Source organism: Pseudomonas sp. Pseusp9, assembly GCF_059491265.1.
In genome coordinates, this window is sequence record NZ_CP168500.1 from 3,511,276 (window position 1) to 3,533,629 (window position 22,354).

At 60.1% G+C, this 22,354-nt stretch carries 19 protein-coding genes and 1 pseudogene; 19 read left to right on the top strand and 1 reads right to left on the bottom strand.

All coding sequences use genetic code 11. The features are described 5' to 3' along the window. The first annotated feature begins 121 nt into the window (after nt 1-121). From ACEN8E_RS15760 to ACEN8E_RS15805, 10 genes and pseudogenes are all read left to right on the top strand, one after another. Nucleotides 122-718: a paraquat-inducible protein A gene (locus ACEN8E_RS15760; RefSeq protein WP_495588880.1), complete on the top strand. Its 597-nt coding sequence runs from the start codon at nt 122-124 to the stop codon at nt 716-718. Continuing rightward, nucleotides 715-1,371, top strand: coding sequence for a paraquat-inducible protein A (locus ACEN8E_RS15765; protein WP_495588881.1), 657 nt, complete (start codon nt 715-717; stop codon nt 1,369-1,371). Before ACEN8E_RS15760 ends, ACEN8E_RS15765 begins: the two co-directional genes overlap by 4 nt. Then, nucleotides 1,352-3,028 (top strand): PqiB family protein, encoded by a 1,677-nt coding sequence (locus ACEN8E_RS15770; RefSeq protein WP_495588882.1) that lies wholly within the window; start codon nt 1,352-1,354, stop codon nt 3,026-3,028. Before ACEN8E_RS15765 ends, ACEN8E_RS15770 begins: the two co-directional genes overlap by 20 nt. Before the next feature lie 17 nt (nt 3,029-3,045). Beyond that, the gene (locus ACEN8E_RS15775) at nt 3,046-3,603 is read left to right on the top strand and encodes a PqiC family protein (RefSeq protein ID WP_495588883.1); all 558 of its coding nucleotides are present in this window, start codon (nt 3,046-3,048) and stop codon (nt 3,601-3,603) included. A gap of 302 nt (nt 3,604-3,905) precedes the next feature. After that, nucleotides 3,906-4,562 carry a lipopolysaccharide core heptose(II)-phosphate phosphatase PmrG gene (gene pmrG, locus ACEN8E_RS15780; protein WP_495588884.1) on the top strand — a complete coding sequence of 219 codons (657 nt, stop codon included), beginning with the start codon at nt 3,906-3,908 and terminating at the stop codon, nt 4,560-4,562. Nucleotides 4,563-4,738: 176 nt separating this feature from the next. Continuing rightward, nucleotides 4,739-6,460 (top strand): lipid IV(A) 4-amino-4-deoxy-L-arabinosyltransferase, encoded by a 1,722-nt coding sequence (gene arnT / locus ACEN8E_RS15785; protein ID WP_495588885.1) that lies wholly within the window; start codon nt 4,739-4,741, stop codon nt 6,458-6,460. Nucleotides 6,461-6,604: 144 nt separating this feature from the next. After that, nucleotides 6,605-6,733: pseudogene (locus ACEN8E_RS15790) on the top strand (ABC transporter ATP-binding protein); the annotation flags it as partial. A 199-nt stretch (nt 6,734-6,932) separates the two neighbouring features. Continuing rightward, a complete protein-coding gene (locus tag ACEN8E_RS15795; RefSeq protein ID WP_495588886.1) occupies nt 6,933-7,946 on the top strand; it encodes an iron ABC transporter substrate-binding protein in 1,014 nt (337 codons plus the stop codon). A 4-nt stretch (nt 7,947-7,950) separates the two neighbouring features. Continuing rightward, nucleotides 7,951-9,549 carry an ABC transporter permease gene (locus ACEN8E_RS15800; RefSeq protein ID WP_495588887.1) on the top strand — a complete coding sequence of 533 codons (1,599 nt, stop codon included), beginning with the start codon at nt 7,951-7,953 and terminating at the stop codon, nt 9,547-9,549. Beyond that, entirely contained in the window at nt 9,546-10,616 is a 1,071-nt protein-coding gene (locus tag ACEN8E_RS15805; RefSeq protein WP_495588888.1) for an ABC transporter ATP-binding protein, read from the top strand. The genes ACEN8E_RS15800 and ACEN8E_RS15805 overlap by 4 nt, the downstream gene beginning before the upstream one ends. A 4-nt stretch (nt 10,617-10,620) precedes the next feature. Here the strand turns inward: ACEN8E_RS15805 and ACEN8E_RS15810 are convergent, their stop codons facing one another. Continuing rightward, on the bottom strand, nt 10,621-11,559 hold the full coding sequence (locus ACEN8E_RS15810) for a site-specific integrase (protein ID WP_495588889.1): 939 nt from the start codon (nt 11,557-11,559) through the stop codon (nt 10,621-10,623). 392 nt (nt 11,560-11,951) lie between these two features. Here ACEN8E_RS15810 and arnB point away from each other — a divergent pair, with 392 nt between their 5' ends. The 9 genes from arnB to ACEN8E_RS15855 are packed head-to-tail and all read left to right on the top strand — an operon-like array spanning nt 11,952 to nt 22,338. After that, the gene (gene arnB, locus ACEN8E_RS15815) at nt 11,952-13,100 is read left to right on the top strand and encodes a UDP-4-amino-4-deoxy-L-arabinose aminotransferase (protein WP_495588890.1); all 1,149 of its coding nucleotides are present in this window, start codon (nt 11,952-11,954) and stop codon (nt 13,098-13,100) included. Continuing rightward, nucleotides 13,097-14,116 carry an undecaprenyl-phosphate 4-deoxy-4-formamido-L-arabinose transferase gene (gene arnC / locus ACEN8E_RS15820; RefSeq protein WP_495588891.1) on the top strand — a complete coding sequence of 340 codons (1,020 nt, stop codon included), beginning with the start codon at nt 13,097-13,099 and terminating at the stop codon, nt 14,114-14,116. Before arnB ends, arnC begins: the two co-directional genes overlap by 4 nt. Then, a complete protein-coding gene (arnA, locus tag ACEN8E_RS15825; protein ID WP_495588892.1) occupies nt 14,113-16,104 on the top strand; it encodes a bifunctional UDP-4-amino-4-deoxy-L-arabinose formyltransferase/UDP-glucuronic acid oxidase ArnA in 1,992 nt (663 codons plus the stop codon). Before arnC ends, arnA begins: the two co-directional genes overlap by 4 nt. Continuing rightward, nucleotides 16,104-16,988, top strand: coding sequence for a 4-deoxy-4-formamido-L-arabinose-phosphoundecaprenol deformylase (arnD, locus tag ACEN8E_RS15830; RefSeq protein ID WP_495588893.1), 885 nt, complete (start codon nt 16,104-16,106; stop codon nt 16,986-16,988). Before arnA ends, arnD begins: the two co-directional genes overlap by 1 nt. Beyond that, nucleotides 16,985-18,634, top strand: a complete 1,650-nt coding sequence (arnT, locus tag ACEN8E_RS15835) for a lipid IV(A) 4-amino-4-deoxy-L-arabinosyltransferase (RefSeq protein WP_495588894.1) — start codon at nt 16,985-16,987, stop codon at nt 18,632-18,634. Before arnD ends, arnT (ACEN8E_RS15835) begins: the two co-directional genes overlap by 4 nt. Then, complete coding sequence (gene arnE / locus ACEN8E_RS15840) at nt 18,631-18,975, top strand: 4-amino-4-deoxy-L-arabinose-phosphoundecaprenol flippase subunit ArnE (RefSeq protein ID WP_495588895.1); 345 nt, start codon at nt 18,631-18,633, stop codon at nt 18,973-18,975. The genes arnT (ACEN8E_RS15835) and arnE overlap by 4 nt, the downstream gene beginning before the upstream one ends. Continuing rightward, nucleotides 18,972-19,373 carry a 4-amino-4-deoxy-L-arabinose-phosphoundecaprenol flippase subunit ArnF gene (gene arnF, locus ACEN8E_RS15845; RefSeq protein ID WP_495588896.1) on the top strand — a complete coding sequence of 134 codons (402 nt, stop codon included), beginning with the start codon at nt 18,972-18,974 and terminating at the stop codon, nt 19,371-19,373. Before arnE ends, arnF begins: the two co-directional genes overlap by 4 nt. Continuing rightward, entirely contained in the window at nt 19,370-20,749 is a 1,380-nt protein-coding gene (locus tag ACEN8E_RS15850) for a UDP-glucose dehydrogenase family protein (protein WP_495588897.1), read from the top strand. Before arnF ends, ACEN8E_RS15850 begins: the two co-directional genes overlap by 4 nt. Before the next feature lie 5 nt (nt 20,750-20,754). Next, nucleotides 20,755-22,338: an ArnT family glycosyltransferase gene (locus tag ACEN8E_RS15855; RefSeq protein WP_495588898.1), complete on the top strand. Its 1,584-nt coding sequence runs from the start codon at nt 20,755-20,757 to the stop codon at nt 22,336-22,338. The last annotated feature ends 16 nt before the right edge of the window (nt 22,339-22,354 follow it).

Genomic DNA, 22,354 nt, shown 5'->3' on the forward strand with positions numbered 1-22,354 from the left:
ATCGAATCACCCGCAAGGCTGCGGACAGCGTCTACGTTTCGACTTTCGATTTGCTCAATTGCAAGGCACTTCTATATTGAGGGGGTGCTCTGAATTTCCCGCCTTCTGTTGAGCCTGGCCCATGGCAACTACTGATCAACTGATCATCTGCGAGCACTGCGACAGCGTGTACCAGAAAGTAACGCTCGCAAAACATCAGAAAACCCTGTGTACGCGCTGCGGCGGCGTGCTTCAACGCTATAACGGCCTCACGGTCGAACAGCGTCTTGCGTTGACCTTCACGGCGTTGATGCTATGGCTGTTCACCAACTTCTATCCGGTGATGAGCATCAGCCTCAAAGGCATGAAAAACAGTGCGACCCTGTGGGACTCGGTGCTGGCCCTGAGCCTGGGGCCCATCACGTTCATTGCCATGGTGGCGGCGATCTCCATGATCATCGCGCCGATCTTCCAGTTGATGCTGCTGATCTGGGTGTTGGGCTTCGCCCTCGCCCGGCAACGCTCCCCCGGATTCAGGTTCTGCATGCGCTGGCTGGAAGCCTTGCGGCCCTGGAGCATGCTCGAAGTCTGCCTGCTGGGCGCCATGGTTGCCGTGATCAAGCTCGCCGGACTGCTTGATGTACTGCCCGGCATAGGGTTGTTTGCCCTGGCTGTGCTGAGCCTGATGATGATCCGCATCGCCGGGCGCGATATCCGCGACTTATGGGACATTTTATGAGCACGCCTCCGTATGCCGACGAGCTCAACCTGTGCCTGTGCCACAGCTGCGGACTGGCCTGTGACATGACTGGCGACCCTCACGAATGCGAACGCTGCGGCGCACCTTTGCACCGACGCAAAACCAACTCGCTGGCCCGGACCTGGGCCTACATGATCGCGGCCCTGGTGTTCTACATCCCCGCCAATCTGCTGCCGGTGATGAACACCGAAATGGTCGGCAACGGTTCCGACAGCACGATCATGAGCGGCGTGCTGGAGTTCTGGGAAGCCGGGGCCTGGGACATTGCCCTGATCATTTTCATTGCCAGTATCGCGGTGCCGGGCGTCAAGTTCGTCGCCATCACCTTGCTGCTGGTCACCGTGCACCGCGACAGCGAGTGGGCACGCGTAGAGCGATCGAAGCTGTACCGGTTCGTCGAGGTCATCGGCTACTGGTCGATGCTCGATGTGATCGTGGTCGCCCTGGTGGCCTCGCTGGTGAAATTCCAGGCCCTGGCCGACATCGAACCGCGTCCGGGCATTCTGTTTTTTGGTCTGGTTGTGGTGTTCACCATGTTGTCGGCGATGAGTTTCGATCCACGCATGATCTGGGATAAAGAACGGGAAAACCCACACAATGAGGAGGTCACGGATGAAGTCACAAGCCACTGACGGGCCGCAAGCCCCCGGGCAGGCGCCGATCAAGACCCGCCGCTTCAGCGTTTCGCTGGTCTGGATCGTCCCGATCGTTGCGGTGCTGGTGGGTCTTTCGCTGGTGGTTCACAGCATGCTGCAGGAAGGCCCGACCATCGTTGTCACGTTCAAGACCGGGGACGGCCTGACCGCGAATAAAACCGAGGTCAAATACCGTAATGTGGTGATCGGTCATGTCTCCGATGTGGAGTTGAGCAATGACCAGAAGAGTGTCAACGCCACCATCAAACTGTCCAAGCAGGCCGAAAGCTTTACCCGCGAAGACTCACAGTTCTGGGTCGTACGCCCGCGCATCGGCGCTGGCGGTGTATCCGGTATCGATACGCTGCTGTCGGGCGATTACATCGGTGCCGATATCGGCCAGGCCAACGGCCGGGCAAAAAACTTCAAGGGCCTGGAAAACCCGCCACCCATCACTTACGGCGAACCAGGCAAGCGCTTCACCCTGTTCACGCAGGACCTGGGGTCGCTGGATATCGGCTCTCCGGTCTACTACCGCAAGATCCCGGTGGGTCAGGTGGTGGCCTATGCACTGGATCCGGACGGCAAGGGTGTGAACATAGAACTGTTCATCCACGCACCCAATGACAAGTACGTCACCGAAAACACTCGTTTCTGGAATGCCAGCGGTATTGACGTGAACGTCGGCGCCAACGGTTTTGCGGTCAAGACCGAATCGCTGTCTTCCTTGCTGGTCGGCGGCATTGCCTTCCGCGCGCCAGACTACAGCCCCAACGATAAACCTGCGGCGGCAGAGTATGCCTACGAGCTGTTCGACGACCAACAGACCGCCCTCGCCCCGCCAAACGGCAAGCCGCAGTACCTGAGCATGCGATTCGACCAGGCAATGCGCGGGCTCAAGGTCGATGCTCCGGTGGAGTTCCTCGGTGTGGAAATCGGCAAGGTGGTGGCGGTCAATCTGGATTACGACGAGAAAAAACGTTCCTTTCCGGTCAACGTCGGCATCGTGATTTACCCGCAACGCCTGGGCCAGGCTCACGTCAAGATGATCAAGGCGCTCAATCATGACCCCAATGACGAAGCCGGGGGTGTGCGTCTGATGGGCACCTTCATCGACAACGGCCTGCGGGCCCAGGCCCGCACCGGCAACCTCCTGACCGGCCAGTTGTACATCTCCCTGGATTTCTACCCCAAGGCAGAAAAAGTCGCTTTCGATGCAAACGCACGCCCGGTCGTCATTCCGACCATTCCGGGCAGCCTCGAACAGTTGCAGGAAAAACTCGAGTCCATGGTCGACAAGATCAACAAACTGCCGATCGAGCGTATCGCCGGCAACCTGGATGGCAATCTCGTCGAACTGCGCAAAGGCATGATGCAATTCAACGGCAAGATCCTGCCTGGCGTGCAATCCACCTTGTCGGATGTCAGCAAGACCCTGCAAACAGCCAATTCGACCCTGCAATCGGCCAGTTCGACCTTGGCCGAGGACTCGCCGCAACGGGAAAAACTGGGGCAGACCCTGGAAGAACTGGGACGTACGTCGAGATCCTTGCGTGATCTTTCGGATTACCTGGGACGGCATCCGGAATCGCTGGTTCGCGGCCGTCCGAACAATGCCGCACCCGTGGACCTGCAAGGGCCACCGCGCAATTGAACACAGGAGCATCACCCATGGCTTTTCCGCTGAAGTTCACCCTGGTCACCGCAATGTTGCTGCTCGCCGCTTGCCGCAGTGACCCGATTCAATTCCACACCCTGACCCCGGCCCAGGCCGGCGATCATTCGAGGACCGCCGTCGGGGTGATTCAAATCGAAACGATCAGTGTGCCGCCCCAGGTCGATCGTGCGCAGATCGTCATCCGCCAGGGCAACAGTGGCCTGGCGATCCTGGAAACCCAATGGTGGGGCGCGAACCTCGTGGACGAATTGCGCAGTGCGCTGACCGATCAACTGAGCAACAGTCCGGTACAAGGCAAATATTCAGTGCGGGTCGATGTGCAGCGTTTTGACTCGGTCCCCGGTCAATACGCGTTGATGGATGTAAAATGGCGTCTGCGCAGTGCCGGCACAGGCGACACTGAACGGGTGATTTGCCGCAGCACCTTGCAAACGCCATCAGGCGCAAGCATCGACGACCTGGTGCTTGCCCAGCAAAACAACGTCAAACGCCTGGCCGCGCTGATCAGCCAGGCTGCCAGCCGACCTCAGGCCAACTGCCCTTCGCCCTGAACAGCCTTTTCACGCATCCCGGACTAACGGCGACAGGTTCGCCGTTAGTTCCATCCCATACGCCTCTCTTTTCCCGCTTTCATTCCACGCTAGAACAATAGATAACAATTCCCAGTAACAAATTAATTAGCGGCTGGAATCCTCTCTGCAAATTTTTCACATTCCTTTCACCGTTTTGACAGCTGTGCAGATTTAACGTGGGCTGCAATTAATTCGCTGAACCTGGTCTCGGCGATCATTTTTCGCGCTGTTTCAGGTTTTGTTTAACAGCACTTCCCCGGCGCTCCAATTGGTGGACAAACTTGGTCAACTCCGTATCGCGTAAAACTTCTTCGCGCCTGTCTAGACCGGTCGTGGCCATGGGTGCACTGATCGTTGCCGTGCTGGCCACCGGTTTTGTCCTGTGGCCCAAATCACCGGCCAACCTGGCCCAGGAGAGCGCGCAAGCCCGGGCCCAATTGCTGCAACAATGGAAAGCCGGCGAGATCGCGGTGCTGGTGCGTCATGCCGAGCGCTGCGACCGTTCCAGCAACCCTTGCCTGGGCCCGGCTGACGGCATTACCCGCATCGGCAGTGAAGCGGCCACTGGTGTCGGCCAGGGCCTGGCGCGCCTGGGTCTGTCGCAGACCGATATCCTGACCAGCCCGGTCACGCGCACGGTGCAGACCGCGCATTACATGTTCAATAACGACCCACGAACCCAGGAATGGCTGGCCACCTGTGGCACGACCCTGCGAAACGACGTCGTGGCGCACAAGGTGGCCCATCGCAACCTGGTGCTGGTGACGCACAGCGGTTGCATCGCTGACTTTGAAAAGCAGACCGGCCTGAGGCACACGGCCAAGGACGCCGAGTACACCAGTTCGCTGTTTGTCCGCATCGATGGCACTGGCCAGCTGCAAGTGCTCGGCATTGTGAATGCCGAAGACTGGAACACTCTGTTACAAGAAAAAAACTGAATTCATTACAGATCGAAAATTTTGGCACTAAGTTGTTTCAAGCCGGACTGAATGAAACCTGAACACAATAGCGAGAAGTGTGATTGAACTTCTCGCCGTTCAATATCATTCCGATTTTCTCTCTTGCAAGTTGCACATCACATTTCAACCAGCCATCTAAGCACCAAGGTCGAGACATGACGTCAAATCAGCCACTGCCAGATTTTGCTGGCCATACTACCCACCTGCACACCCCAACGGCACCTGCCAATGAACGCTGGATGCTCTTAGCGTTGCTATTGGCGTTCATCGCGTTCTACTTGCTGCCGCTGATGAGCCACGGCCTGTGGATTCCCGATGAAACCCGTTACGCCCAGATCAGCCAGGAAATGCTCCAGGGCGGGAACTGGATCTCGCCGCACTTCATGGGCCTGCGTTATTTCGAGAAGCCGATTGCCGGGTACTGGATGATTGCCATCGGTCAGGCGGTGTTTGGCGACAATCTGTTCGGGGTGCGCATCGCGTCAGCACTGAGTACCGGGTTGAGCGTGTGGCTGACCTGGCTGATTGCCCGCCGCTTCTGGGCCGATCCGCGCAAAAGCTTTGCCTGCGCACTGCTGTACATGAGCTTCGGGCTGATTGCCGGCCAGGCCGGATACGCCAACCTCGACCCGCAGTTCACCCTCTGGGTCAACCTGAGCCTGGTTTCCCTGTGGTTTGCCATCGACAGCCGGTCCACTCGCGCCCGCCTGGGATCCTGGACGGTCCTGGGTATCGCCTGCGGCATGGGCTTCATGACCAAGGGTTTTCTGGCCTGGCTGCTGCCGGCGGTGATCGCCCTGCCCTACATGCTCTGGCAGCGCCGCATCGGCGAGCTGTTGCGTTACGGGCCACTGGCTGTTGTGATCGCCGCGGCCGTCTGCTTGCCCTGGGTATTGGCCATTCACCATCAGGAACCGGATTTCTGGAACTTCTTCTTCTGGAACGAGCACGTACGCCGCTTCGCCGCCGACAATGCACAACACGCCCGTCCGTGGTGGTTCTACCTGCCGATGCTGGTCGTTTCCGTCCTGCCCTGGACCGCGTTGTTGCCGACAACGTTCATCCAGGCCTGGAATGACAAGCGTCAGCCTGTCAGCGGTTTTCTCCTGCTCTGGCTGTTGTTGCCATTGGCGATCTTCAGCATGAGCAGCGGCAAGTTGCCGACCTACATCATGCCGTGCCTGTTGCCGCTGGCGCTGTTGATGGGCAATGCGCTGACCGGCCTGCTGCAACAGGCTCGGGGACGGACGATTCGCGTCAACGGCTGGCTCAACGTCGTCATTGCCACGGTGGCCCTGGTTGCCTTGTTGTACCTGCAACTGAGAAAAGAGATTTTCGAAAATACCGAGATGTTCAGCCTGTCCCTGGCGTTCATCGTGCTGCTGGGCTGGATCATCGCCAACGCCCTGCAAATCCTGCGGCCAATGACCTTATGGGCGATGCCGGCCCTCGGCATCTGGCTGCTGGTGGCGCTGCTTCCCGCCGCCATGCCGGGCCGGATTGTCGACAGCAAGATGCCCGACCGGTTTATCGCCGAACACCTGGACAGCCTGAGCCAGACCAGCTCGCTGCTGAGCAACGACCTGGGTGCGGCCTCGGCCCTGTCGTGGCTGACCAGGCGACCGGAGGTGGCGCTCTTTAATGTCGTCGGCGAGCTCAAGTACGGCCTCTCGGATCCGGCCGCGGCCTCGCGCAAAGTGACCAGCGAAGATGTCGGGCAATGGATGACCGAGGCACGTAAAAAAGGCTCGGTCGGGGTGGTGATGAGGGTCAACAGCGTCGATGAAGTCCAGGAAGTCGAAGCGTTGCCCACCGACGGCAAGCGTTATCAGCGCGGCAACCTGCAAGTCCTGATCTTTGCGCAAACCCAGCCCTGATAGCCGGGACGAAAAAAAACCCGAGTGGCCAAACCGGCCCCTCGGGTTTTTTCATTTGTGCCGGGTGCCCTCGAGCCGATCTTCAGGGGCCGGCTGTTGCGCACAGTGGTCTGGCCGGAGCGGGTCACCCTGCAAGACTCGAGAGTCGTGAACAGCGCCATCCATGACCTGAATCAGGCACTACGCTTTGCCGATCAGGTATTGATCATCGCCGAGGGCACGGCAAAATGCAGCCGGGGACAGCGCCATATCCAGATCGGCGACATCGTTTGATCGATGATTCGAGCCACAATGGGACCAGTGCTGCTAATCTGAATGAAAATTACATGTATTAACGGTTTTTTTGACGTTATTTTCTCATTTGGATCTCTAGATTCCCTGCAACTCAAAATATGCAAATGATTCGCATTGGTTTACAAGCGTTTCGTTGTCCATGACTTTTCAAAAAAATGCACCAGGAGCAGCCCGCAGAATGATTCCCAACATCCCCTCGTTCTTGAAAAAGGCCCTGCTGGCCACCGCTTTGCTGAGCGCAGGCCAGGTCTACGCAGCTGACTCCGTCGGCATCGTGGTGTACAACGCGCAACACGAAGGCCTGACCAAGGCCTGGGTCGAGGGTTTTACCCAGGAGACCGGTATTCCTGTCACCTTGCGCAACGGCGACGACACCGAGATGGGTAACCAGATCGTGCAGGAAGGCGCGGCTTCTCCGGCGGACGTGTTCCTGACCGAAAACTCCCCGGCCATGGTCCTGGTCGACAACGCCGGGCTGTTTACGCCTGTCGACAAAGCCACGCTGGAGCAGATTGACTCCGCCTACCGTCCAGCCCACGGCAAATGGGTCGGAATTGCCGCGCGCTCCACGGTATTCGTGTACAACCCGAGCAAACTGCCTGCGGCCAATCTGCCGAAATCGATCATGGACCTGGCCGATCCGAGCTGGAAAGGTCGCTGGGCCGCATCGCCAGGCGGTGCCGACTTCCAGGCCATCGTCGCCGCCATCCTCGAACAAAAGGGCGAAGCCGCCACCCTGGACTGGCTCAAAGCGATGAAAACCAACTACAGCAACTACCGTGGCAACAGCTCCGTACTCAAGGCGGTGAACGCCGGGCAGATCGAGAGCGGCGTGATCTACCACTATTACAGCCTGGTGGATCAGTCCAAGACTGGCGAAAACAGCAAGAACACCGCCCTGCACTATTTCAAGCACAAAGATCCGGGCGCTTTTGTTAGCATCTCCGGCGGCGGCGTCCTCGCTTCCAGCAAACACAAAGAACAAGCCCAGGCGTTTCTCAAATACATTACCGGCAAGGATGGCCAGGCCGTGCTGAAAAACGGCAAGTCGTTCGAGTACGCGGTGGGCAAGAACGCTGAATCCAACCCTAAACTGGTGCCTTTGCAGCAACTCGATGCGCCGACTGTCGATGCTTCAAAACTCGACAGCAAAAAAGCCGTGGAGCTGATGACACAGGCCGGACTGCTCTAAATTGATGCCTGAAACCCTGCCTGTGGGTGTCGCCGAGGCGACACCCACACCATTGCGCCGACGATCCCGCGGAGTCTTTGCGGGACGTGGCGGTGTATGGGTGATTGGTTTGTCGGTGCTGGTTTCCTTACTGGCACTGCTACCGATCGCTTACGTTATTGGCGTGTCCCTGCAGACAGGCTGGTCAACCGTGGTGACCCTGGTGTTCCGCCCTCGTGTCGGTGAACTGCTGGTCAACACCGTGTTGCTGGTGCTGCTGACGATTCCCTTGTGCGTGGCGCTGGGGGTGACGCTGGCGTGGCTCACGGAACGCACGAATTTGCCGGGGCGGCGCTGGTGGTCGTTGCTGGCCACCGCGCCACTGGCGGTGCCTGCGTTCGTTCACAGCTACGCCTGGGTCAGCCTGGTGCCACCTATTCACGGCCTGTTTGCCGGTGTCCTGGTCTCGGTCATCGCTTACTTCCCGTTCTTGTACTTGCCGGTGGCGGCCACCTTGCGCCGACTTGACCCGGCCATCGAAGACGTCGCCGAATCCATGGGGCTCAAACCCTGGAAAGTGTTTTTCCGCGTGGTGTTGCCGCAATTGCGCCTGGCCATCTGCGGCGGCGCTTTGCTGGTCGGGCTGCACCTGCTGGCCGAATATGGCCTGTACGCCATGATCCGCTTCGACACCTTTACCACCGCGATCTTCGATCAGTTCAAGTCGACCTTCAACGGCGCAGCGGCGCACATGCTGGCCAGCGTACTGGCACTGTGTTGCCTGGCAATGTTGACGGCCGAGTCCGCCGCCCGGGGTTCCGCACGTTACGCGCGCGTCGGTTCGGGAAGCGCCCGGGAGCAACGGGTCGTCACCCTGAAAACCACTTCAATGCTGCTGTCATTGGCCCTGCAAATCGTGACCTGCGCCCTGGCCCTGGGTGTTCCTCTGATCACCCTGGGCAAATGGCTGATCGCCGGCGGTGCGGAAGTCTGGGACATGGCCGAGTTGTTGCCCGCCCTGGAGCAAACCCTGCTATTGGGCGTTGCCGGCGCGGCACTGACCACCTGCGCGGCGATCCCGATTGCCTGGCTATCGATCCGCTACCCCGGCCGAATGCAGCGGGTGCTGGAAAGCTGCAACTACATCACCAGCTCCTTGCCCGGAATTATCGTGGCGCTGGCGCTGGTGACTGTCACGATCCATTTTGCCCGACCGATTTACCAGACCACTTTCACCGTGCTGCTGGCGTACCTGTTGATGTTCTTGCCCCGCGCCCTGGTAAGCCTGCGCGCAGGCATCGCCCAGGCCCCGGTGGAACTGGAAAACATCGCCCGCAGCCTTGGCCGCTCGCCAGCGCGGGCCCTGTGGCTGATCACCTTGCGCCTGGCCGCACCGGGGGCTGCCGCCGGCGCGGCGCTGGTGTTCCTGGCAATCACCAACGAACTGACCGCCACCCTGCTCCTGGCCCCTAACGGCACGCGCACGCTGGCAACCGGATTCTGGGCCATGACCAGCGAAATCGATTATGCCGCTGCTGCGCCCTACGCCTTATTGATGGTTGTGCTGTCGCTACCATTGACCGGACTTCTTTATCACCAATCGAAAAAAACGGCTGGCCGATGAACACTCTTGAATTGAATGCCCTCTACAAGTCCTATGGCGCCCATTGCGCTCTGGACAACGTCAGCCTGTCGGTACCAAGCGGCAGCCGCACGGTCATCGTCGGCCCGTCCGGCTCCGGTAAAACCACATTGCTGCGAATGATTGCCGGCTTCGAATTCCCCGACTCCGGACGTCTTTCGCTCAATGGCCAGACCCTGGTCGACGGCACCCACGAAGTGCCGGCGCATCAACGCCTGATCGGCTACGTGCCACAGGACGGCGCACTGTTCCCGCACATGACCGTGGCGGCGAACATCGGCTTCGGTTTGTCCATCAAGGGCAATGAAAAACAACAGCGGGTCGCTGAGCTGATGGACAGCGTGGCGCTGGACGCGAAGATGGCCGAGCGCTGGCCTCACGAATTGTCCGGCGGCCAGCAACAGCGAGTGGCCCTGGCCCGGGCGTTGGCGCAACAGCCACGGCTGATGCTGCTCGACGAGCCGTTCTCGGCGCTCGACACCGGCTTGCGCGCCGCAATGCGCAAGATGGTTGCGCGGCTGCTGGAAGACGCGGGCGTCACCACCATTCTGGTCACCCATGACCAGAGTGAAGCCCTGTCGTTCGCCGACCAGTTGGCGGTGATGCGCCATGGCCGGCTGGTCCAGTCAGGCCATCCACTGGACCTGTATCGCTACCCCGAAGACGAACAGACCGCCCTGTTCCTGGGGGATGCCGTGGTCATGCCCGCACGCATCGAGGCCGGTTGGGCCCACTGCGACCTGGGGCGGATCCCGGTCAACAATCACCGCAACAACAAGTCCGCGCAGATCATGCTGCGCCCCGAACAGTTGCAACTGGCCAGTATCGTCCCCAGCGACCCGGAAGCCAGCGGTTGCCGGGCCGTGGTCACCGATCGGGACTTCAGCGGCAACACCTGCACACTGACGGTGGAACTCCAGCCATTGGCCCGCCGCGAGCAACCGGGTCGATCACTGCTGGTGCGCAGTTCAGGCATGTATGCGCCACCCGCCGGCAGTTCGGTTCAGGTCTCGACCATTGGCCACGCCCATGTGCTGAGCGAGATCTGATCGCTCACAGATCGAATCGATCCACCGCCCGACGTCGCTCGTTGTCGTCGCGCACATCGTAGTTGGCCGTGGTCTGGATGTTGCTGTGGTGTGCCAGCTTCTGCGCAATCGACAGGTCATGCTCTTCGATCACCCGGGTTATGAACGAGCGCCGGAAGTCGTGGGGCATGATTTTCACCCCGACCTGCACGCCCCGCTGCCGGGCAATGTAGTAGATCGCATGCTTGGTGATGCGCTCACGGGTGATATGGCTGCCACGGCGAATGCGGTTGAACAGGAACGGGTCATCCGGCTCTCCGTCCTTGAGCAACGAACGGCGCAGCTCAAGCCAGGCTTCAAGCTTGGCGAAGGCCCAGGCCGGGGCGTACTTGATCAATTGCTTGTTGCCCTTGGCCGTCACCCGCAGGCTGCGCTCGGTGAAATCGACCTGGTTCAGCTCCAGGTTCACCGATTCGGACTTGCGCATCCCCGAGCCGTACAGAATCCCGATGATCGCGGCATCCCGCAGGCCCTGTGGCCGCGGATCGGCGGCGCAGACCGCCATCAGTTCCTGAATCAGCGTGCGCCTGAGATTGCGCCCCTGGGACAGCCGTGTACCGGCCATGCCCTTCACCGTACGCATCTTCAACAGGTGTTCCTGAGAAATCAGGCTCATGCGCCACGCTTCGTTCATCACCCCGCGCACCGCGTTGACATACAGCGAGGATGTGTTGGGCGCATAACCGTCGGCACGCAAAGTGGCCACCAGTGCGATCACGTCTTCGGGCTGCAGGTTGTGCCAGGGTATCTCCTCGATATCCTGGTCTTCGAAGCCCAGGCGGTCGGCGGCATCCTGCAGCACATAACGCATGGTCAGTTGGCTGGACGGCGCCAGTCGCGCCAGATACAGGGTCAGCGGATTGGTGAGGGGTGTGCGTGAATCAGTTACAGGTAAGTCAATCAAACGAAACGGCCTTGAATGAAAACAGTTCAATGAAACAACTAAGAAGTGAAATAACGAAGATATAAAAGACAATACACCTGTAGGACTTTTCCTAAAAAACGCGATAAACGGAAGAAGTCTGAACAGCTGCTTAATAGCCTCCAGATAAAACGATTCCCCAACCGTTTTTTCATGTTCCTTTCACAAAATCGGGAATAACCTTCTGTAAAATCGGTGCAGCCCAGACGGATGTCCAACCTGCCGGCCATCACGAAAAAAGTCAACCGACGCAATTTTATGCTTCCACCCAGTAACTAGTTGATTTGATGCAGATTCTGATTTAGCGTCTATGCTGATTTCTGGATCCCTTTTAGCCTCAAAGGCTATTTACATTTTCAGCCCCTGAGGTGCCCATGAGTCAGGCGTTTCTCCCTTTCTCCCGTCCCAGCATCGGCGACGAAGAAATCGCTGCCGTAGAGCAAGTATTGCGCTCCGGGTGGATCACTACCGGTCCGAAGAACCAGGCACTGGAAGAACACTTCGCCAATTACGTCGGTTGCCGGCATGCCGTGGCACTTTCGTCGGCCACCGGCGGGATGCATATTACCCTTCTGGCATTGGGCATTGGTCCCGGCGATGAAGTCATTACGCCGTCGCAGACCTGGGTGTCCACCGCCAACATGATCACCCTGCTGGGTGCCACACCGGTGTTCGTCGACGTCGACCGGGACACGCTGATGAGCGACGTGGCCACTATCGAAGCAGCGATCACGCCGCGCACCAAAGCCATCATCCCGGTGCATTACGCCGGTGCGGCATTCGACCTCGACCCGCTCTACGCGCTGGCCGACAAGCACGGTATTGCCGTGATCGAAGACGCCGCCCACGCCGCCGGTACTCTCTACAAGGGTCGTCACGTCGGCTCCAGGGGCACGGCGATCTTTTCGTTCCACGCGATCAAGAACATGACCTGCGCCGAAGGCGCGATGTTCGTCAGCGACGATGAAGCCCTGGCCTCGCGGGTACGCATGCTCAAGTTTCACGGGCTGGGGGTCGATGCCTACGACCGCCTGACCCACGGCCGCAAGCCCCAGGCCCAGGTTGTCGAACCCGGCTTCAAGTACAACCTGGCCGACATCAACGCGGCCATTGCACTGGTGCAACTGGAGCGCCTGGACGAAATCAACGCCAAACGCACTCAACTGGCCCAGGCCTACCTGCAGCGCCTGGAAGGTTTGCCGGTGAAACCGCTGACCGTCCCCGCCTATTCGCAAAAACATGCCTGGCACCTGTTCATCCTGCGCATCGACGCCGAGCAGTGCGGGCTGGATCGCGAAGCATTCATGAAAGCCCTCCAGGAACAGAATGTCGGCACCGGTATTCACTTCATTGCAACACACCTGCACACTTACTACCGACAGCGTTACCCCAACCTGTACCTGCCCAACACCGAATGGAATTCGGCGCGGCTGTGTTCGATCCCGTTGTTCCCCGACATGACCACCGATGATGTCGAGCGCGTCGTCGGTGCCATCGAAAACTGTATGGACAGAAGCCTTTGAGACCTTACCCAATCAATTTCGTTTCGATCGTCATTCCGGTCTACAACGAACAGGACAGCCTGCCTGAACTGCTTCGGCGCACCGAAGCGGCCTGCCAGCAGTTGCACCATGCCTACGAAATCGTGCTGGTCGACGACGGCAGCCGCGATGACTCCGCGCAGATCCTGGAAGACGCCGCCTCCCGCGAAGGCAGCCCGGTGGTGGCGGTGATCCTCAACCGCAACTACGGCCAGCATGCGGCGATCATGGCCGGTTTCGAACAGTGCAAGGGCGATGTCGTCATCACCCTCGATGCAGACCTGCAAAACCCGCCCGAAGAAATCCCGCGGCTGGTGGCACAGGCCGAGCTCGGCTATGACGTCGTCGCGACGGTGCGCAACAATCGCCAGGACTCGGCCCTGCGCCGCTGGCCATCGAAGCTGATCAACCTCGCCGTGCAACGTTCCACCGGCGTGGCCATGAGCGACTACGGCTGCATGCTGCGCGCCTACCGACGCAGCATCGTCGACGCCATGCTCGCCTGCCGTGAGCGCAGCACCTTCATTCCGATCCTGGCCAACAGCTTCGCCCGCCACACCACGGAAATCCTCGTGACCCACGCCGAGCGTGAACACGGCGATTCCAAGTACAGCCCGATGCGCCTGATCAACCTGATGTTCGACCTGGTCACCTGCATGACCACCACGCCGCTGCGACTGCTGAGCATCGTCGGCGTCGGCATGGCGGCCCTGGGCGTGCTGTTCGCCATGGTCTTGATCATGCTGCGCCTGGTGTTCGGCGCCGGCTGGGCCGGTGGCGGTACCTTCGTACTGTTCGCCGTGCTGTTCGTCTTCACCGGTGGTCAATTCATCGGCATGGGCCTGCTGGGTGAATACCTGGGCCGCATGTACAGCGACGTGCGTGCACGTCCGCGCTTCTTCATTGAAAAGGTGCTGCGTAGCCAGCCCGCCTCCCCCGCTTCCGTTGTTACCGTCGACGGCCTTACTTCCACTTCTTCAGATCAGGTTCCTTCATGAGTGCAAAAGCTGTTGTCTTCGCCTATCACGATATTGGCTGCGCCGGCATCGAATCCCTGCTCGCCTCCGGTTTCGAGATCGCTGCGGTGTTCACCCACGCCGACGATCCTAAGGAGAACGCGTTCTACGGTTCCGTCGCACAGTTGTGCGCCCGCCACGGCATCGCCGTGCATGCACCGGAAGATGCCAACCATCCGTTGTGGATCGAGCGTATCGCCAAGCTCGATCCCGACTACATTTTCTCCTTCTACTACCGCAACCTGCTGAGCGAAACGCTGCTGGCCACGGCCCGCAAAGGCGCGTTCAACCTGCACGGCTCCCTGCTGCCACGCTACCGCGGTCGTGCACCGGCCAACTGGGTGCTGGTCAACGGCGAAACGGAAACCGGCGTGACCCTGCACCGCATGGTCAAGCGTGCCGATGCGGGCGCCATCGTTGCCCAGCAAAAGGTTGCGATCGAGCGCAGCGACACCGCGCTGAGCCTGCACGGCAAACTGCGCCTGGCCGCCTCTGATCTGCTGCGCGACACCTTGCCGGCGCTGCTGCAAGGCAAGGCCAGCGAAACACCGCAAGACGAATCCAAAGCCACGGTGTTCGGCCGTCGCACCCCGGCTGACGGCAAACTGGTCTGGGCCAAACCGGCCGAAGAACTGTTCAACCTGGTCCGCGCCGTGACCCAGCCGTACCCGGGCGCCTTCTGCGCGGTGGGCGAGCACAAGCTGATTGTCTGGAGCGCCGAAGTCGCCAAGGGCAACGAAGGCCTGGCGCCGGGCCGCGTCATCAGCGTCGACCCGCTGCGCATTGCCTGCGCTGAAGACTCGCTGATCATCAACGCCGGCCAGCGCAACGACAACGGCCTGTACCTGAGCGGCCCGCAACTGGCCAACGAACTGGGCCTGGTGGACGGTTCCGTGCTGCGCGGCGCCGAATCCGGTCGTGCCCCGCGTCGCACCCGCGTGCTGATCCTCGGCGTCAACGGTTTCATCGGCAACCACTTGTCCGAGCGCCTGCTGCGCGACGACCGTTACGAAGTCTACGGCCTGGATATCGGTTCGGACGCCATCGAGCGCCTGCGCAGCCATCCAAACTTCCACTTCGTCGAGGGCGACATCAGCATTCACTCCGAGTGGATCGAGTACCACATCAAGAAGTGCGACGTGGTGCTGCCACTGGTGGCCATCGCGACGCCAATCGAATACACCCGTAACCCGCTGCGCGTATTCGAACTCGACTTCGAAGAGAACCTGAAACTGGTTCGCTACTGCGTCAAGTACAACAAGCGTGTGATCTTCCCGTCGACGTCGGAAGTCTATGGCATGTGCCAGGACCCTAACTTCGACGAAGACAGCTCCAATCTGGTGGTCGGCCCGATCAACAAACAGCGCTGGATCTACTCGGTCTCCAAGCAACTGCTGGACCGCGTGATCTGGGCTTATGGCCAGAAGGGCCTGAACTTCACCCTGTTCCGTCCGTTCAACTGGATGGGTCCACGCCTGGATCGCCTGGATTCCGCCCGTATCGGCAGCTCCCGCGCGATTACCCAGTTGATCCTGAACCTGGTGGAAGGTACGCCGATTCGCCTGTTCGACGGTGGCGAGCAAAAACGCTGCTTCACCGACATCGCCGACGGTGTGGAAGCACTGGCACGGATCATCGACAACGACAACGATGTCTGCAATGGCCAGATCATCAACATCGGCAACCCGGAAAACGAGGCCAGCATCCGTCAGTTGGGCGAAGAACTGCTGCGTCAGTTCGAAGCTCACCCGCTGCGCGCCAACTTCCCTCCGTTCGCCGGTTTCCGCGACATCGAAAGCAAGGCGTTCTACGGCACCGGTTACCAGGACGTGTCGCACCGCAAGCCAAGCATCGCCAACGCCAAGCGCCTGCTGGACTGGACGCCGACCGTGGAAATGAGCGAGACCATCGGCAACACCCTGGACTTCTTCCTGCGTGAAGCCATGCTCGAAATCGCGGACAAGCGCTGATGCAGGCGGGACTGCGGATCGATGTCGACACATACCGGGGCACCCGTGAAGGGGTGCCCCGGCTACTGGAAATCCTTGATGAAGCTCAGGTCAAGGCGACGTTCTTCTTCAGTGTCGGGCCGGACAACATGGGGCGCCACTTGTGGCGCCTCATCCGTCCACAGTTTCTCTGGAAAATGCTTCGCTCCAACGCAGCCGGCCTGTATGGCTGGGACATTCTGCTGGCCGGCACCGCATGGCCCGGAAAACCGATCGGCCGCGACCTGGGGCACTTGATGCGCCAGGCCCGGGATGCCGGGCACGAGGTTGGCCTGCACGCCTGGGATCACCATGGCTGGCAAGCCAACGCCGGGCGCTGGAGCGACGCACAACTGGTCGAACAGATACGCCGTGGCGTGGACACCCTCAGCGACATTCTCGGGGAAAAGATCACCTGTTCGGCGTCCGCCGGCTGGCGTGCCGACGAGCGCGTGATCGAGGCCAAGCAGGGTTTCGGCTTTCGCTACAACAGCGATTGTCGCGGCCTGAGCCTGTTCCAGCCACGATTGGCCGATGGGCGTCCGGGCGCGCCACAAATACCGGTGGACCTGCCGACCTTCGACGAAGTGGTCGGGCCGACCGTCGCTGCCAAGGATTTCAATACGTTCATCCTGGACCGGTTCACCCCGGAAAAACTCAATGTCTACACGATCCATGCCGAGGTAGAAGGGATTCTGATGGCCAATGATTTCCGTCAACTGCTGAGCGATGCACATCAGCGGGACATCCGTTTTCAACCCTTGGGCGACTTGTTGCCCGAGTCCCCAGACAGTTTGCCGATCGGCCGCGTGGTACGCGGTGCGCTCGAAGGTCGCGAAGGCTGGCTGGGAGTGCAAGGCGCATGACCAAACGCTGGGCTTTGCCGATATTGCTGGCCATGGTGGCGCTGGCATACCTGCTGCCACTGGGCAGTCATGGCTTATGGATTCCTGACGAAACCCGCTACGCCCAGATCAGCCAGGGCATGCTCCTGAGCGGCAACTGGGTGTCGCCGCATTTCATGGACGTGCGCTATTTCGAAAAACCCGCGGCTGGCTACTGGATGATTGCCATCGGTCAGGCGCTGTTCGGCCAGAACCTCTTCGGGGTGCGCTTCGCTTCGGCACTGAGCACCGGCTTGAGTGTGTTGCTGTGCTACCTGGTCGCCCGCCGGATGTGGAACGAACCGCGCAAGAGCTTCGCCTGCGCGCTGCTGTACATGAGCTTCTCGGTCATTGCCGCTTCGGCGGGGTATGCCAACCTCGATCCGCAATTCACCTTCTGGGTCAACCTGAGCCTGGTGGCCTTGTGGTTTGCACTGGATAGCACCGGCCGCAGCCAACGCCTGATCGCGTGGGCGGTGCTCGGCCTGGCCTGCGGTATGGGTTTCATGACCAAGGGCTTCCTGGCCTGGTTGCTGCCGGTGTTGATCGCCCTGCCCTGGATGATCTGGCAAAAACGCTGGCGTGAACTGCTGGTCTACGGCCCGGTCGCGGTCGTGGTCGCCATCGTTGTCAGCCTGCCATGGGCCCTGGCGGTGCATGCCCAGGAGCCTGACTACTGGCGGTTTTTCTTCTGGCACGAACATATCCGCCGTTTTGCCGGGGACGATGCCCAGCATGACGCGCCGTGGTGGTACTACCTGCCGCTGCTGGTGGCTTTCAGCATGCCGTGGGTCGCATTGCTGCCGCCAGCGCTGAAGCAAGCCTGGCAGACCCGACGCCAGTCCGATATCGCGTTCCTGCTGCTCTGGCTGTGGATGCCGTTGTTCTTCTTCAGCCTGAGCAAGGGCAAACTGCCTGCCTACATCCTGCCGTGCCTGTTACCCCTGGCCTTGTTGCTCGGTCATGCACTGGCCGACCGGTTGAAGCTGGAGCAAGGTCGTGTCCTGGGTATCAACGGCCTGTTGAACCTGGTGATAGGTGTGGTCACGCTGTTGGCCCTGGTTTATCTGCAACTGAAAAAGCCGATTTACGATCATGAACTGCACAACCTGGTGTTGGTGTTCATCGGCTTGACCGGCTGGATCATGGCCAACCTGCTGCAGGCCTTCCGCCCGTTGCAGTGCTGGGCAGCCCCGGCCTTTGGCAGCCTGTTGCTCATCGGCCTGGTGCCTGCCGGACTGCCAAACTCCGTAGTCGCCAACAAAACGCCTGACCAATTCATCCTCGATCACGCCCAGGAACTCGGCCAGAGTGCCAAGTTGCTGAGCAACGATCTGGGGGCCGCATCAGCATTGTCCTGGCGGGTGAAACGGCCGGAAGTGGCTTTTTTCAACACGATTGGCGAATTGAAATATGGCCTTGCCTATCCTGATTCGCTCAAGCAGAGCGTCGGCCCCGACCAGGTGCAACAATGGATGCAAGACGCCCGCCAGCAAGGCTCGGTCGGCGTGGTCATGCGGGTCAAGGGCGAAGAAGAGCTGCGCGAACTCGAACAGCTGCCCAAGGAAGGCAAACGGTACGAACAAGGCAACCTGGTGATCTTGATCATCCCTCAGGCGACACTATGAGCCTGCTATTGCTACTGGTCGCCTGCCTGTTGACCTGCCTGGGCCAGATCGCCCAGAAATATGCGGTGGAAAGCTGGCGCGGCCAATCTTCCGGGTGGACGGAAAAACTGCGCTCGCCCTGGCTGTGGCTGGCCCTGGCCTCTTTGGGGCTGGGCCTGCTGGTGTGGCTGCTGGTGCTGCAACGCCTGGAAGTCGGGATTGCCTACCCGATGCTCAGCCTGAATTTCGTGCTGATCACCCTGGTTGCGCGTTTCGTGTTCCACGAAACCATCGACCGCCGCCACTGGCTGGGTGTGGCGCTGGTGATCGGCGGCGTAGCATTGCTGGGGCAACACGCATGAACCTGAGCCGCGGAATCACCTTTGCATTGGGCAGCGTGCTGCTGGTCAGCGCAGCCCAACTGGGCATGCGCTGGAGCATGAGTCACCTGCCGCAACCCGAACAGTGGCTCAGCGCTCACATCGACCTGACGGCCGTTGCCGTGGTGCTCGTGGCCATCTGCGCCTACGCCTTGTCGATGCTCTGCTGGCTAGCCGCCCTGCGGGACCTGCCCCTGGGTCGCGCCTATTCGTTGCTGAGTATCAGCTACGCGCTGGTGTACCTGCTGGCCGCCAGCCTGCCGCTGTTCAACGAAACATTCAGCCTTACAAAAAGCCTTGGCGTGGCATTGGTCATCCTCGGCGTCATTACCATCAATTCTCGACCTGCTCGTGCGCCTGATTTAAGGAGTGCCCCATGAAAATAAGTGTATTTGGTAGCGGTTATGTTGGCCTGGTGCAGGCTGCGGTACTGGCGGAAGTTGGCCACGACGTGGTCTGCATGGACGTTGACGAGAAGAAAGTCGAACTGCTCAAGCAGGGCCACGTGAGTATTTTCGAACCCGGGCTGGCCAGCCTGGTGCGCGAAGGCCTCGACGCCAAGCGGTTGCAGTTCACCAGCGACGAAAAATTCGCAGTCCAGCACGGACAGGTACTGTTCATCGCGGTCGGTACGCCGTCCCGGGACGACGGTTCGGCGGATTTGCGCTATGTGATGTCGGTGGGCGAAGCCGTGGCGCGTCATCGTGAGCAACCGGCGATCCTGGTGGAAAAATCCACCGTCCCGGTCGGCACCGGCGACGCCTTGCGTGCACACATCGACAAATGCCTGCTCAATGCCGGACGGGCATTGCAGTTCGATATCGTCTCCAACCCGGAATTCCTGAAAGAAGGTTCGGCCGTTAACGACTGCCGACGCCCGGACCGCATCGTCGTCGGCTGTGAACGCGATGAAGTACGCGACGTCATGCGTGACCTGTACTCGCCTTTCAACCGCAACCATGAGCGCATCATGTTCATGGACCTGCGCAGTGCCGAGCTGACCAAGTACGCCGCCAACTGCATGCTGGCGACCAAGATCAGCTTCATCAACCAGATCGCCGAACTGGCCGAACACCTGGGTGCCGACATCGAATCGGTACGCCTGGGCATCGGGGCCGACTCGCGAATCGGCTACCACTTCATCTACCCCGGTTGCGGCTACGGTGGCTCATGCTTCCCCAAGGACATGCGCGCCCTGATCCACAGCGCCGAAGAGGCCCATTGCTCCAGCGACCTGCTGCAAGCGGTGGAAGCCATCAACGAGCGGCAGAAACACAAACTGTTCGAACGCATCAACGCGTTCTACAAGGGCGACTTGCGTGGCAGGACCTTTGCCTTGTGGGGCCTGGCGTTCAAGCCGAATACCGACGACATGCGCGATGCACCGAGCCGGGTGTTGCTGGAATCGTTGTGGGCCGCCGGGGCGAATGTCCGTGCGTTCGATCCGGAAGCCATGCAGGAAACCCAGAAACTGTATCCCGATGAATCGAAACTGATGCTCATGGGTACGCCTGAGTCGGTCCTGTCCGGTGCCGATGCACTGGTCATCTGCACCGAATGGCAGCAGTTCAAGGCTCCGGACTTCGAGCTGATCCAGCAGCGGCTCAATGCACCGGTGATCTTCGACGGCCGCAACCTGTACGACGCAGACCGCCTGGCGCGCATCGGTTTCACCTACTTCCCGATCGGCCGGGGCGAATCGCGCAAATTGCCGATGCCTTACCAGCAATGGTCAAACGAACCTGTGGTCGCCTGAAACTCATGATCCCACACATCCGCCAACAGTCCCTCGCGCTGGGTCTGTTGGCGCTGTTTTTGTTCTGCGCCGGGATGTATCAGCAGGCAGCCATCGGTTTCGATTCGCGCTTCGTGCTGTTCGCCCAGGAGATGCTGCGCAATGGGCCGTCGTTTTTTCCGACGACCTATGGCCAGCCCTATGCAGACTATTCGGGACTTTCCACGATATTCATCTGGCTGCTTTCGCTGCCGTTCGGCCAGGTCACCAGCCTGACCGCATGGCTGCCGAGCGCCATCGCCGCAGCGGTCATCGTCACATTGATGTACCGCCTGCTGGCGCCCTATTCCACGCGCTGGGCATTGTTGAGCATCGCCTTGATGCTGCTGACCAACACCTTCATCACGGAAACCCGCGCCGTTTCCCTCGACCTGATGCTGGCAGCCGTCTCGTTCAGCGTGTTCTACCTGGGCTACGCCGCCGATCACTTCGCCGCGCCGCGCCGCCGGGTTCTGATCTTTGCCTTGCTGCTGCTCGGCTTCTGGATTCGCGGGCCAATCGGCCTGGTCATTCCGACAGGGATGCTCTGCAGCTATTTTCTGCTCAATCGCCAATGGCGACGGCTGATTGTCTTCGGCTTGCTGGCATCGGTACTGCTGGCAGGATGTGTCGGTTTGTTGCTGTGGCTGGCAGATGTCAGTGGCGGCCCGGCGTTTTTGCAAGACGTGATTCGCATGCAGTTCATGGGGCGCATGGACGGCACCGAGGGCTCCAACGATTTGCTGTATTACTTCACCAGTTCGGTCGGTAATTACGCATTGGCGTGGCCCTTGGCGGTGCTGGCGCTGTTGGCGGTTACCGGCTCCGGCCGCCGGGAAACCGGCCCGGCATTACGCCTGTTGCAATACTGCGTCGCCGCCGGGCTGATCGTGATGATCGGTCTCTCGATCCCCCAGGCGAAAAAAGCCCGCTATCTGCTACCGATGCTGCCCATGGCGGCCATTGTGGCGGCCTATCCGTTCTACGCCACACAGGGTCGATTGTTTGCCTGGCTGCGAGGATTGATGCAGGGACTGTGGTTGCTGATCCCCGGGCTGCTGATCGTGACCCTGCTGGTGGTACGACAAAAATTCCCCGATGAAGTGGCTCACCTCACGGCGTTGTTCATTATTCTCGGTGTGCTGCAAGCGGTCGCTGTGGCTGCACTGAAGCAACCGCGCTGGCGAACGGAGGCATTGGCCCTTTGCGCGGTCCTGGCACTGTGGTCGTTCTACATCCTGCAGTTCGAGCCTGTTCAACGACAGCTCTACGATACCCGGACCTTCAGCCACGAGGTATTTGAACAGGTACAGGAAGACCCGGCACCGCTGGTGATGCATGGCATGGGCAAAGACGCGAAGGCCATCAAGTTCATGGTCAACATCCCGCAAGAACTGCACCCGGTGTTCACCGACTCCCCTGCGGAACTTGACGCCCTGAAGGGCCCGGCGTGGCTGATGATGGACCTGAACGCGTACGAGTCATTGCAAGGCACGGCTATTGGTGCGTTGCCGCCCGTACTGAGCGGGCGTTTCGACAAGAATGATTTCGTGCTGCTGCACCGCAAGTAAATCCTGTGGCAACAAT

What these genes read in the sequence shown, in the direction of transcription:
- ACEN8E_RS15760 (WP_495588880.1), top strand. Translation starts at nt 122, where the DNA reads ATGGCAACTACTGATCAACTGATCATCTGCGAGCACTGCGACAGCGTG.
- ACEN8E_RS15765 (WP_495588881.1), top strand. Translation starts at nt 715, where the DNA reads ATGAGCACGCCTCCGTATGCCGACGAGCTCAACCTGTGCCTGTGCCAC.
- ACEN8E_RS15770 (WP_495588882.1), top strand. Translation starts at nt 1,352, where the DNA reads ATGAAGTCACAAGCCACTGACGGGCCGCAAGCCCCCGGGCAGGCGCCG.
- ACEN8E_RS15775 (WP_495588883.1), top strand. Translation starts at nt 3,046, where the DNA reads ATGGCTTTTCCGCTGAAGTTCACCCTGGTCACCGCAATGTTGCTGCTC.
- arnT (WP_495588885.1), top strand. Translation starts at nt 4,739, where the DNA reads ATGACGTCAAATCAGCCACTGCCAGATTTTGCTGGCCATACTACCCAC.
- ACEN8E_RS15795 (WP_495588886.1), top strand. Translation starts at nt 6,933, where the DNA reads ATGATTCCCAACATCCCCTCGTTCTTGAAAAAGGCCCTGCTGGCCACC.
- ACEN8E_RS15800 (WP_495588887.1), top strand. Translation starts at nt 7,951, where the DNA reads ATGCCTGAAACCCTGCCTGTGGGTGTCGCCGAGGCGACACCCACACCA.
- ACEN8E_RS15805 (WP_495588888.1), top strand. Translation starts at nt 9,546, where the DNA reads ATGAACACTCTTGAATTGAATGCCCTCTACAAGTCCTATGGCGCCCAT.
- arnB (WP_495588890.1), top strand. Translation starts at nt 11,952, where the DNA reads ATGAGTCAGGCGTTTCTCCCTTTCTCCCGTCCCAGCATCGGCGACGAA.
- arnA (WP_495588892.1), top strand. Translation starts at nt 14,113, where the DNA reads ATGAGTGCAAAAGCTGTTGTCTTCGCCTATCACGATATTGGCTGCGCC.
- arnD (WP_495588893.1), top strand. Translation starts at nt 16,104, where the DNA reads ATGCAGGCGGGACTGCGGATCGATGTCGACACATACCGGGGCACCCGT.
- arnT (WP_495588894.1), top strand. Translation starts at nt 16,985, where the DNA reads ATGACCAAACGCTGGGCTTTGCCGATATTGCTGGCCATGGTGGCGCTG.
- arnE (WP_495588895.1), top strand. Translation starts at nt 18,631, where the DNA reads ATGAGCCTGCTATTGCTACTGGTCGCCTGCCTGTTGACCTGCCTGGGC.
- arnF (WP_495588896.1), top strand. Translation starts at nt 18,972, where the DNA reads ATGAACCTGAGCCGCGGAATCACCTTTGCATTGGGCAGCGTGCTGCTG.
- ACEN8E_RS15850 (WP_495588897.1), top strand. Translation starts at nt 19,370, where the DNA reads ATGAAAATAAGTGTATTTGGTAGCGGTTATGTTGGCCTGGTGCAGGCT.
- ACEN8E_RS15855 (WP_495588898.1), top strand. Translation starts at nt 20,755, where the DNA reads ATGATCCCACACATCCGCCAACAGTCCCTCGCGCTGGGTCTGTTGGCG.